Below are 11290 nucleotides of genomic sequence, written 5' to 3'. Positions count from 1 at the left end.
CCAGGAACATCCGCCGGTCCACAGCCACGATGACCACCTCCCCGACCTCCGCGAGAACCCGCCACGCATCGTCCCCATCGTCGGCCATCTCAACGCCGAGGAGAGAGGTTTGCGCGACCGTCGGCAAAGGCTCGCAGAACGGCGTCCGAGCGCGGGGTTCGCCGGGTCGGTCGAACCAGAGCAGGTCGGCGGGGATGCCGAGGACGTCGCTGTAGTGGATCAGTTTGGACAGCTCTTCCGGGGCACGGCCGTTTTCGAGGCGGCTGAGCTGCGGCTGGGTGAGTCCCAGCCAGCCACCGACGAGCTCCTGGGACAGGGTCTGGCGGTGGTGCGGGTGCGTCCGGTAGGCATGGATCACCCGGCCCATGTGCCAGCTGGCGAGGGCATCACGCATCTGATCGGCTTGCCAGAACCCGGCAGGCAGTTTCGGCGGTCCAGAGTGGGTGTGGGTGGCCGTCCGCTGGCAGGGTCCGCAGACGGGGCCCAGGTTGTCCGTGGCGAGGCGGTGACCGCACCGCGCGCAGCCGCGTAACGGGCGCGTCATCCCGAGCCGCCTCCCCATCGATGTGTACGGGCGGACGATCAGCAGAGTAACGCTAGCACTGCTCGTGACCGTGTCTATGCATCCTGCGCATGAAGGTGTACCGGATCGCGGTATAGCCACTACCCGCCGCTGAATTTCACGCTCAGGATGTCGCACTCCACCGGGCCGGTCCGACACGGACACAGGACCACATCGAATCGCGCCGGCGGAGATTCCCAGCAGAAAGGGGGTGGATGGCGATGCCCCTCGCCGTAGCCGTACCGATGCTTGGGCCACCCGCCGTAGGGAAGTCGACGTTGGCGAGTCGACTCGGCCAGGCGCCGAACTGCGTGGTGTTCAGGCTGCGTGAGCAGGTACCGGCGGCGCGGCTTGCTGCGGCCATGGGCGGCGCCGGGCCGCTGGGCTGGATGGATGACGTCACGGTCGCGACCGCGCTTCGCCGCTATCTCGACAGGGTGGTGCGCGCCGCAGACGCACATATGGTGATCTTCGACAACTTCCCGGGCAGTGGCAGACAGGTCCGGTTGCTGCTGGGGGAGCTTGCCTCCCTGGCGCCTTGCCGTGTGGTCCTGCCGATCGAGCTGTCGGTCGACGCGGTGACGCTGCGCCGCCGTGCCGTGCAGCGTCGGGTCTGTCATCGCTGCGAACGTGACCCTGTGCGGGACCCGCGGCTGCCCGCCGAGGCGAGCGACGAGGACGCGCAGCGCTGTGGCCGGTGCGGCGGCGTGCTGCAACCCCGACGGGGCGACGCGCCCCGGCTGCTGCGCGCCCGGCTCGCCCGCTGGCAGCGCGAGGCCGCCGGCATCCGCGACGAGTTCGCCGCGGCCGGCATCGCGATCAGCCGACTCGACACCACCGGCAGCCTCGCCGACACCACTGCCGCCGTGTCCGCCCTTGTGACCGCGAGGAGCACCCGCCGATGACCGCACTCGTTCCCTGTATCCCTCCGAGACACCTTGTCCACATCGAACTGGCCGGAGACATCGAACTGGCCGGAGCCACTGTCCATCCGCACGCGCTCGACGGCCGGGCCGCGGTACTCGGGGTCCGGCCGTGACCCCACTCTTGACCGCGCCAACCGTACGCCCTCGACCGCCTGCCACCGCACCGCCCGACCAGCGCCGGCACGAAGCAGGGATCTATGGCCGTGCGCAGCTGACGGTGAGCTGCCGCGACGAGCCGGACAGTCATGAACGGCATCTCGACGACGCCGTCGGCCGTGTGCAGGCCGTGCTGCCCGAGGCACGGGTAGACCGCCGGATGCCGAGGGCGCGGGTGCTGCGGCTACCGGGTGACGGCGAGGCGGTCCTCACCGCAGGCAGTGAACCGTCCGGACGGACGCTCACGCTGACCGCTGCGATCCTCGCCCCGGGTGATCTCGGCGGACGGGGCCAGGGGCGCCTGCTGACGGCGGTGGGTGCTCTACCGTTCACGGCGACTGAGATGGCCGACCTGCACGCCCAGATGCCCCTCACCTCGCGACTGGCCGGCTGGCAGCCGGCCAGGGTGCTCGCCGACGTGGCGCCGGTGCTGGCGGTGCATCACATGACCGACTTCCTGGTGCTCGTCGACGCCTTGCGCGCGCTGGGCGTCGCCCCGGCGGCGATGACGGTGCTCGACAAGCGGTACGCCTACCGGCACACCCAGCGCGTCGACGCCCACCTGCGCGCCCAGGGCATCACGGTGGCCGACTGGCGGGCGGCGCCGTTGGCGATCGCGGGCCACCACTGCGCCCGCGCGGACGCGGCGGGCCTGCGCCCGGTCCTGATCGACGACGGTGGCTACCTGCTTCCCGTCCTGCTCGACGAATACCCCGATCTGGCGGGCCGGCTTCTCGGCCTGGTCGAGCAGACGACCTCGGGCATCGTCAAACTCGCCCGCTTCGGCCCGACGCTTCCGGTGCCGGTGTTCTCCGTCGCCGAGTCGCGCCTGAAGGCCACGATCGAGTCCTACGGCGTCGCCGACGCCGCCGTCCGCAACCTGCTCACGCTGCTCCCCCAGCAGAAGTGGGAAGGCAAACCAGCGGTCGTCCTCGGATACGGCCGCATCGGCGAGCAGGTCGCCCGAGTACTACGCGACCGGCGGATGCGCGTCGCGGTCCACGACAGCGAACTGGTCCGCCTGGTCGCCGCCCACGAGGCTGGTTTCACCACCGGCCGGTCCGTGCGCCGTCTGCTCGCCACCCACCAGCCAGTCCTGGTCGTCGGCGCGACCGGGGGCACGTCGCTGCGCGGCGACCATCTGGACGGCCTACGCGGCGACTGCTTCCTGGCCAGCGTCACCTCCCGCGCCCGGGAACTGGCACTCGACGAGATCGCCGACGACGCCACGGTCGTCCCCGTCACGGCGGGCCTGCGCTACCACCGGCCCGGCGGCGCGACGGTCACCATCCTCGCGGACGGCTATCCGCTGAACTTCCACCACGCCGAGTCGCTGCCCAACAGCTACGCCGACGTCGTCATGGCCGCCCTCGCCCTCGGCGCCATCGCCCTGTCCCAGCACCGCGACCGCTACCCCGTCGGGCACAACGTCGCCCTGACCGACCGCATCCTGGAATCCAGCGGACTGCTGGAGCGCTACTACGCCGAACACGGACCGACGACATGACGGCCCTACAGGACGACCGGATCTTCCCAGTCCACGGGTCCACGCGGCCGGTCACCGCGTTCGCGGACCACCTGCGAGCGGTCCGCGACGGGCTGGACCTGCCCGTCGGGCTGATCACCGCAGAACGACCGCAACTACCTCGCAGCGGTCTGATGCGGGTGGCGCACCTGGTCACCACGTCGGACGAGCGCGGACAGGTCGGCGACACCGTCGTCTGGGAGATCATGAGCGCCGGCGCCTACCGCCGCTGGCTCGTCGGCGCGCCGGCCCCCGACCAGGCCGTCATCGAGGCCGCCGTGCCCGGATTGTTCGCCCTGCGCTCCCTGCACCGCGCCGGCAGGATCGACCACCTTCACCTGCCCGAACTGGCTGAACTCCTCGCGGGCCGCTACCTGTCCGCCAGGCTCGTCCACCAGCACTGGCCGCTCGTCCGTGACGCCGCCGCCCGCGCACAGACCTACCTGGCCGCCCACGGCTTTGCCGCCGCTCGACCGACACCCGCCTGCCTGGTGAAGGAGCCGAACCGATGACCGACCCCAGCACGCACGCCTCGGACAACAGCTGGGTTCGGGGAGCCGTCGACCACGCGCTCGCTCCCGCCTACCAGACCCACACCGCCACCCTGCGGGGCATCATCCGCCAGCGTCTCGTCACTCGCGCCCTGCGCACCTACCTGCCCGACCCACCCGGCCGGATCCTCGACCTCGGCGGCGGTGACGGCATCCAGGCCATCGCACTGGCCCGGCTCGGCTACCAGGTCACGATCTGCGACCCGGACCCCGACATGCTGCGCCAAGCCGAAGAGAACCTGCTCACCGAAACCGACACAACCCGCGACCGTGTCACCCTGATCCTCGGCGACGGGCACGACGCCGCCGGGCTCGTCGGTGACGACTGGGACGCCACCCTCTGCCATGGCGTGCTGATGTACCTGCCCGACCCGGCCCCGCTCCTGAACGTCCTGGCCGCCATCACCCGCCCCGGCGGGACGATCTCTGTCGTCGGGAAGAACGCCTCCGCGCTCGCCCTGCGCGCCGGTCTCCAAGGACGCTGGCACGACACTCTGACCCTCCTCGACGACGAAACCCGCCAGGCCACCGTGACCGAGATCGGAAACCTCGGCGTCCCCAGCCGCGGCGACGACCCCCGCCACATCCGCGACCTGCTGACCGCCGCCGGCACCGAACCCGTCGCCTGGCACGGCATCCGCGTCTTCACCGACCACCTCGGCGACACCCCGCCCGGCCCCGACCTCGACACCGTGATCGAAGCCGAGTGGACCGCCGGCAGCCGCGACCCCTACCGCCAGATCGCCCGCCTTTACCACCTGATCCACACCCGCCGGCCATGAGGACCACCCAGCCACCCGCCAAGCCCCCGGCAGTTCGACCGTCCGACCTCCCTCGGCCTGTCGGCCAGTGGCGGCAGGCGCGTCGCACCTGCCCGCCGGGCTGCTTCGGCTACCACGCCGCGTGGCCTGTCTGCCGCCGTCTCGGGATCAAAAGCCATCCCGGCTGGCACCAGGACTTTCTGACCGCGAGTCTGTCCAGCCACCCGAACGCCGCGATCCGCCCACTCGACGTCGTCATCGCCGGCGCCGCCGACGACACGATGCTCACCACGCTCGCCCGCGTCCCCCTGCCGCATCCGCCACGGATCCACCTGATCGACCGGTGTGGCACCCCCCTGGCCCGCAACACCGCCGCCGCCCTCCGGCTCGGCCTTGACCTCACCACCGAACAGCGCGACCTCGCCGCACCACCGGCCACCAGAGCCATCGATCAGCAGCACGCCGACCCGCCAGGTTGGCCGCATTCCGTGGCCACCGCGGACGTTCTCGTCACCGACGGCCTGCTGTCCCTGTTTCCCTCCCGCACGGCTGTCGCCGAACTGCTGCATGGCGTCACCCGCGTCCTGCGTCCCGGTGGCCGGTTCTGCTACACGACCCGGCTCACCGCCCGCCCGGACCAACGCCTCGAATACGACCTGTTCGGCCGCCTCCTCCAGACCACGACAACCCTCGCCTGCCAGCCCACCCCAGCCGCACAGCGCTGGGCCGCGGCCAAGCGAACCTGGTCCAGGCCCGCCCGAGCGGCTCCGTTCACCACCCTCGATGCTCTGGTCGACGCCGTCACCGACGCCGGCCTCACCATCATCGACGTCGAGCACGACCCGGCCCCGCCGTCCGCCGCGCTCGCCGCCCACCCACGACGCCTGTCCGCCACCGCGAGCACGATCGTGCGGCTGCGCGCCGAAACCCGGCCCGGCCACTGATGGTCCTCCGAATCGACCGCGTCGACTACCAACCGGACTCCCACCTAGACACCGAACTCGCCGACCTGTGCTACCAGTCCATTCTCGGCCGCACCGACCAGCGGCCCGTCACCGCCGACCTCGTCGCCTCCCGCCTACACACCACCAACAGCCAGCCACCCACGGCCCTGGTCACAGCCCGCGACGAGCACCACCGGCTCATCGGCGCCATCGCCCTGAGATGGCCCTACATCCCCACCGGCACCGGCCGGCTGTGGGGACCCGTCGTCCACCCCGACCACCGCAGCCTCCGCCTCGGCGACCGGCTCCTCGCTGCCATCTGCCACCCCGACGGCCAACCCGTCACGCTGCCGGCCCTCACCACCGCCGAAATCCCCAGCGCAGCCACCGACGCTCACGCCCTGTTCACCCGCGCCGGCTGGCAGCAAGTTCCCGGACCGACCCTGCTTCGCGGGCCCATCCCGCCACCCGGGGACGCCTCGCCACCGCCGACCGTCTGGACCGCCCAGGACACCACCCCACACGATCTCGCCCGCCACCTCGGCAGGCTCTACGCCGCCACCTACCCCGACCAGGCCCCACACACGGCCGCGGACACGCTGCGGCGCTGGAGCAAGGACCGCCGCTACCGGCCCGACCGTCTCCTGCTCACCGGCCCCGCACGTCAGCCCACCGCCACGGCGCTGCTCTATCCCCTCGCCACCGGCCACAGCGGCGAGCCAGCCGAACTCCTGATCGCCGACATCCTCACCGACCACAACCTGGCCGCCGCCGACCAGCTCGCCGCATGCCATGACCTCGTCCACGCGGCCCTCCGACACGGCGCCCGCCTCGGCTCGGCCGTCGTCCGCGCCGTTCTGCCATCCCACCGCCAGCCATGCCTCGCCGCGCTGGAACACGCGGGCCTGACCCGCCTCGACGAATTCACGCTCTACACCCCGCCCACAGCGACCAGCCAGGACGAACCCTCAGCCCGACCATGACCAGCACCGACGTGTGCGCCGTGGCCGCGTTGGGCCCTTTCACTTCTGATACGACGCGGGGGGCGACTCGACCGTCCGCGGCGGGTACGGGCTTCTCCGGCTGGCCGTGGGCCCCCAGCGCCGGCGGCAGCAGGCAGCCGCCGGGGGTGACCGGCCACCGCTCGTGCGGCGAGACATCGCGCAGGACGGGCCTCCGGGCGGGTCGGTGCGGTCGAGCGGCCACACCCGTCGATGAGTTTCGCGGGAGTCGGACGTCTACGTGATCGTGGGTGTCCGCAGGACGCGCTGGCAGCGGGAGGATCAGGTCATGAACTCGATGGCACGGCGGATGTTCGAGCTGGTCGAGCCGATCGGTGTCATCCCCTACGCGGCCGACGAACCCAACGAGGCGATGTTCGCCCTGGGATTCACCAACTACTGGGACACCTACTTCGCCGGCCGGGCAGCGCCGCTGGGTCTCGTCCCGGCGCAGGTGGTGGACGCGCTCTTCTACAACTTCGCTCCCGGCGAGGTCGCCCGCCACATCCCGAAGGTGTGGGACACGACCACGCCCGAAGCGGCGATCGCCGCTCGTCAGAGGGGTTGTGTGCGGGCGTTGCGGCGGATCCTCGGCGAGCACGTCGACTCGCCCGCCTTCGCACGGGCCGCCGACCTGTTGCTGCGGGCCGCGACCAGCGCACCGTTCGAGGGCCGGCCCATGTACGCCGCGCTGCGCGCGATCCCGATCCCCGACGACGTGGTGGCTCGCCTCTTCCATGCGGCTTGCCTGCTGCGCGAGCACCGTGGCGACGGGCACATCGCCGCCCTGATGACCGAAGGCGTCGGCGGCCTGGAGGCCCACGTCCTCTACGCCCTCGGCGTGGGCACGCCCCCACAGAAGTTCGGACGAATCCACCACCTCCCCCCGGCGCAGCTCGCCACCGTGATCGACGGGATGCGCGCCCGCGACCTGATCGCAGAGGACGGCTGGCTGAGCGAAACGGGCCGCGCCGTCAGGCAGCGGGTCGAGGCGCTCACCGACGACCTCGCCGCGAAGCCGTACGAGAGCCTCGGGCCCGACGAACTCGACGAGCTCGTGACCACCCTCGAACCGCTCGCCACACTGCTACTCGCCGACCAGCACTGGTAGATGGAGAGTAGCCATCGGGACACGCATGAGCCACAGCGGCGGGAAGCGGGCCGGGTGGTGCCTAGTGACTAGGCAACCTGAAGATCGCGGAGGTATGCCCTGAACGCTCGCACGTTCTCGCGACCCGATTCGGTGGGCGGCACGGCGGTGGCCACGTCACGGCTGACCTGGATGATGGGGCTGTTGTACTGGGCGCGCGGCAGGGCAGTCATCGCGGTGTACGCCTGGTCGATCCCGCCGTCGATGTCTCCGCTGCGGACCCGGCACAGCGCGCCCTGGAGGTCGACCAGGACCGGCCCGCGCCGGTTCGCTGCGGGAAACAGGTGGGAGGCCGCGGTCTGGGCCTGGTCGGCGCGGGTCCAGTCGCCGAGGTGGGAGTAGGTGTAGCTCTCGGCGAGATGTAGGGCACGTTCGGACCAGCCGAACCACGAGGCGGTGTCCCCGGACACCTCGGGCGGCAGGCGGTCAAAGTTGCTCTGCACCTCGGTCAGGACGCTGCGTGCTTCCTCGTCGCGTCCTGCCCTAACGAGAACGCGCGCTTTCCCGTCGAGGTAGTCCTGTACCGCGGCGGGCGGGGCGTGGACGCTGGCGGCGATCGCGTCGGCCTCGGCGACGAGGCCGAGGACGTCCGCAACGGGTCGCTGTTCGTACAGGGCGCGGACGATCTCGCGTCCGCGGGTCCACAGCCGGGCGTGGACATCGCCGGAAGCGTCGGCTGCCCGCTTCGCGGTGCGCCACCAGCGACGAGACGACGCCAAGTCACCGACGTCCGCGGCGGCATGTGCCGTGAAGGCCGCCAGTAGGGCCCCGATGCGGCGTAGTTCGCGCACGACCGTGCTGTCGGTCTCGTCTCGGGTAACCCCGCTGAGGATCGACAGGTCGGCGTCGAGTCGCCGCAACAGGTCGGCGGCGGGGTCGGTGCCGTAGCTGAGGCTGTAGTCGTGCACGATCGCTCGCCACTCGTCCACGCCCGGTGCACCGTCGTCGGGCGCGAGCGACGTGGTTACCAGGTGGCGGGTAGGCTCCATCGCCGCGAGCGGTGCGACCAGACCGGCTCCCGCGAGAAAGCCGCGCCGGTCAACGGGCACGACAACCACCCCATGGGCACTGCGGACAAGCTTGTGATCTCTCACCTCCAGGCTACCGTCACCTGGCCCACCGGTGAGCCGAACGCCAGACTCGCCCCGGATTGCAGAGACGAGGGAGCGCGGCGTCGACGTCGGCGTGGCCGACCCGGTCATCGTGCTCAAGACAAGGCGATCGGCAGCCGTGTAGTTCTCGTGGTCGTCGAGGTCGAGGAGACCGCCGACCGGAGCACCGTAGGCGACCGCCAGCAGCGCGAGAACATGCGGGGTAGGCCGCGCCCTGGACTGGGCTGGCCATTTCTCCAGTTCGCACAGGCGCGGCCCGGTCATCGGGGCCCGCCCGTCCTCGTCGTATCCAGTGCGTGCGGCGGCATCGTTGATCTGGCGCGCGGCCTGATTCAACGTCCAGCCATGGGCGTGCCGCCACGCCGCACGGGGCCGAAACCGGTAGCGCCTCGCGAACTCGGCGGCGATCTCACCGTGCCCCATTCCCAGAGCCCGCAGACGGGAACGAAGATCATCGTGCTCCTCACGCAGGCTCATCCGTGCCGTCGCCATCTCCACCCACTCAGTCCCTGGTCCGCAACGCACCGCTATCGGCGCAGACTAGGACTCCTGGTGACGATGTCTATGCGTGTTGTGTATGCCCGCCATCGATCTCTGGCATGGCCACCTTCCCGCGCAGGATCGACGCTCGGGGGCGTTCAGGTAGGGGCCTGTCGTCGCCGGTGGCCTTCCTAACCGCCCCCCGGGTCCAGTAGCCGGAGGCACTGGATTGGCCAACAAGTGTGGCTTCTTGCTGTCACATTGAGCTGATGCCGTCACATGGTGGCGGCAGGGGGTCGCGATGCGTCGCAGGGCGTGTCTAACCTGGCCGCCGTTGTGACGGCCCATCGTGAGGGGAGTTCGTTCCCATGTCAGAGGACACGGCGGTTCTCGACCGCCTCACCGCAGACCTGTTCGATCTCGGCACCCGGGCGGTGCCGGTGACCGACGTCGCCGGGTCGAACACGACGACGGACTGCACGGACGACGGCTGTTCGGCCACTTGCCCGAGCGTGGGTTGCTCGGCGACTTGCGCGAACTGCGACTAACGAGTCGCCGGTGCGTTCGCGGCTGTTCGCGCCATTGCCGAGGGCCGCGGTCTTGGCGCGTATTCCGCTGCTCCCCGCGGGTGGCGGCGGCGTGGAGGGCCACTCCCTGGACCCGGTTGTGGTCGAGGGGATCACGCTCACCTCGCGCGAGGCCGTTCCCTCGGTCCTCGGCGGGTCCAGCACAGGGCGCCTCGCTGCGACTGCCCGCGCCTTTGACCGTCGGGCGCGCCTGCGTCCGACACCGCGAGCGGTATTTGCTGGTGTCCAAACAGTGGTCGTCGCCGAGCGTGGTTGCACGCTGCGTCTCGGCGGCAATCATCGTCCCCGCAGCGCCCCGAGCCCGGCGTCGCTGACCGCCCTCGCCGATCACCTCCTGGACGTTCCCGGAGTGGTTGAGCGACTCAGGTTCACGACGAACAACCTGGTTCGTCGCCGCGGCCAGCGGTTTGAGCATGAGCAGCAGCCGCTCGGTGCAGGCGCGCCGCAGCTCGTGACCATCCGCGCGACCGCGGCAAGCGCCCTGGTTCTGCGGGTGTGCGAGCAGGGAGCTCGGTACAGCGTGATCGGCGCCGTAGTCGGTGACAGCTGGCCGGCCGTCCCGGAGTCGATGCTGCGCGGCATGGTCATCGAGATGACCCGCCAGGGGTTCCTGCTGACCGACCTGCTGCCTGTTGATCTGGGCGACGATCCTCTCCCGCATCTGCTCGCCCGCCTGCCCGACGACTGCTACGTCCATGGCCTGCTGGAGGATCTCCGGGCCCGGCTTCAGGCCGCTGATCAGCTCCCCCTGGGGGCAGCGCCCCGGCTCGCGGCGCTCCGCGCGGCGCGGGAGGTGTCCGCCCGCGTCTGCGGCCAGGACAACCCGCTGTGCGTCGATGTCGCGGCTGACGCGGCCATCACCGTGCCGCGCGCACTGCTGGAGGACGCCGCCGAGGCCGTCAGCGTGCTGTGGACGATGAGCTGCGCCAAGCCCACGCTCGCCGCCTACCACGCCCGTTTCCTCGACCGGTGGGGGCACGGCCGGTTCGTCCCGCTCGTCGACGTTCTCGACCCGGTCACCGGGTTGGGAGACGAGGGCATCGAGACCAGCATCGAACCCGCGCAGTCGTCTCCGGAACGCCTCGCGATCCTCGCCGCCCTGCTCGGCGGCGCGACCGCCCACGGCCGGACGGAAGTTGTCCTGGACGATGCGACCGTTGCCGCGCTGGCGGTGCCCGGAGCCGACCCGCCGCCGCCGGGGGCGGAGGCGTACGCCCGCGTTCTCGCCGCCTCCGAGGAGGACCTGGCCGTCGGCAGGCTGCACCTCGCGCTCTACGTCGGTGGCACCCAGGACGCCGGATCGAGCACCGGCCGGTTCACCTCGCTCCTCCCGGGCCGCCAGCCGCGCACAGCCGTTCCACCAGCGAGCGCGCTGGTCGCCGAGGTGGTGGCCCGTCCCCGCATTCCGGTGCTGGCAACGATCGCCCCGCCCACTGGTGTCGCCCCGCTTCGTATCCCCGTCGGGATCCCCGCCCGGCAAGGTGATCTGCAACTCGACGACCTGCTGATCGTGGCCGACGCTCAGCTTGTCGTTT

Annotated in this window: 11 protein-coding genes; 9 read left to right on the top strand and 2 right to left on the bottom strand. The window is 71.1% G+C overall.

From position 1 onward, the window contains the following. Positions 1-394 (bottom strand): helix-turn-helix domain-containing protein (locus AC08ON_RS08025; RefSeq protein ID WP_476616719.1); only part of this gene is annotated, 394 nt, incomplete at its 3' end. Positions 395-783: 389 nt separating this feature from the next. On the opposite strand from AC08ON_RS08025, the gene AC08ON_RS08020 reads away from it, so the two are divergent. The 8 genes from AC08ON_RS08020 to AC08ON_RS07985 all read left to right on the top strand — a co-directional run bounded on the left by AC08ON_RS08020 (position 784) and on the right by AC08ON_RS07985 (position 7537). Continuing rightward, positions 784-1467, top strand: coding sequence for an AAA family ATPase (locus tag AC08ON_RS08020; RefSeq protein ID WP_476616718.1), 684 nt, complete (start codon positions 784-786; stop codon positions 1465-1467). Next, positions 1464-1601 carry a hypothetical protein gene (locus tag AC08ON_RS08015; RefSeq protein WP_476616717.1) on the top strand — a complete coding sequence of 46 codons (138 nt, stop codon included), beginning with the start codon at positions 1464-1466 and terminating at the stop codon, positions 1599-1601. Before AC08ON_RS08020 ends, AC08ON_RS08015 begins: the two co-directional genes overlap by 4 nt. 104 nt (positions 1602-1705) lie before the next feature. Continuing rightward, positions 1706-3151, top strand: coding sequence for a Rossmann-fold NAD(P)-binding domain-containing protein (locus AC08ON_RS08010; protein ID WP_476616716.1), 1446 nt, complete (start codon positions 1706-1708; stop codon positions 3149-3151). After that, complete coding sequence (locus tag AC08ON_RS08005; protein ID WP_476616715.1) at positions 3148-3681, top strand: hypothetical protein; 534 nt, start codon at positions 3148-3150, stop codon at positions 3679-3681. The genes AC08ON_RS08010 and AC08ON_RS08005 overlap by 4 nt, the downstream gene beginning before the upstream one ends. Further along, on the top strand, positions 3678-4502 hold the full coding sequence (locus tag AC08ON_RS08000) for a methyltransferase (protein WP_476616714.1): 825 nt from the start codon (positions 3678-3680) through the stop codon (positions 4500-4502). The genes AC08ON_RS08005 and AC08ON_RS08000 overlap by 4 nt, the downstream gene beginning before the upstream one ends. Further along, a complete protein-coding gene (locus AC08ON_RS07995; protein WP_476616713.1) occupies positions 4499-5425 on the top strand; it encodes a class I SAM-dependent methyltransferase in 927 nt (308 codons plus the stop codon). The genes AC08ON_RS08000 and AC08ON_RS07995 overlap by 4 nt, the downstream gene beginning before the upstream one ends. Then, entirely contained in the window at positions 5425-6408 is a 984-nt protein-coding gene (locus AC08ON_RS07990) for a GNAT family N-acetyltransferase (protein ID WP_476616712.1), read from the top strand. Before AC08ON_RS07995 ends, AC08ON_RS07990 begins: the two co-directional genes overlap by 1 nt. Positions 6409-6715: 307 nt before the next feature. After that, the gene (locus AC08ON_RS07985) at positions 6716-7537 is read left to right on the top strand and encodes an SCO6745 family protein (protein WP_476616711.1); all 822 of its coding nucleotides are present in this window, start codon (positions 6716-6718) and stop codon (positions 7535-7537) included. Between the two features lie 68 nt (positions 7538-7605). Here the strand turns inward: AC08ON_RS07985 and AC08ON_RS07980 are convergent, their stop codons facing one another. After that, entirely contained in the window at positions 7606-9186 is a 1581-nt protein-coding gene (locus AC08ON_RS07980) for a hypothetical protein (protein ID WP_476616710.1), read from the bottom strand. A 540-nt stretch (positions 9187-9726) separates the two neighbouring features. Between AC08ON_RS07980 and AC08ON_RS07975 the strand changes: the two genes are divergently transcribed. Further along, positions 9727-11290, top strand: a 1564-nt coding sequence (locus tag AC08ON_RS07975) for a lantibiotic dehydratase family protein (RefSeq protein WP_476616709.1), incomplete at its 3' end; no start/stop codon positions are given.

The sequence above is a fragment of the Frankia sp. CoWAU3 genome, assembly GCF_977971855.1.
Note: the sequence above shows the minus strand (reverse complement) of the source record. Positions and strands in the feature narration are given on the sequence as shown.

Bases quoted from the DNA above. Each gene is read 5' to 3' on its own strand.
- AC08ON_RS08000 (WP_476616714.1), top strand. From the start codon at position 3,678: ATGACCGACCCCAGCACGCACGCCTCGGACAACAGCTGGGTTCGGGGA.
- AC08ON_RS08005 (WP_476616715.1), top strand. From the start codon at position 3,148: ATGACGGCCCTACAGGACGACCGGATCTTCCCAGTCCACGGGTCCACG.
- AC08ON_RS07995 (WP_476616713.1), top strand. From the start codon at position 4,499: ATGAGGACCACCCAGCCACCCGCCAAGCCCCCGGCAGTTCGACCGTCC.
- AC08ON_RS07985 (WP_476616711.1), top strand. From the start codon at position 6,716: ATGAACTCGATGGCACGGCGGATGTTCGAGCTGGTCGAGCCGATCGGT.
- AC08ON_RS08020 (WP_476616718.1), top strand. From the start codon at position 784: ATGCCCCTCGCCGTAGCCGTACCGATGCTTGGGCCACCCGCCGTAGGG.
- AC08ON_RS08015 (WP_476616717.1), top strand. From the start codon at position 1,464: ATGACCGCACTCGTTCCCTGTATCCCTCCGAGACACCTTGTCCACATC.
- AC08ON_RS07990 (WP_476616712.1), top strand. From the start codon at position 5,425: ATGGTCCTCCGAATCGACCGCGTCGACTACCAACCGGACTCCCACCTA.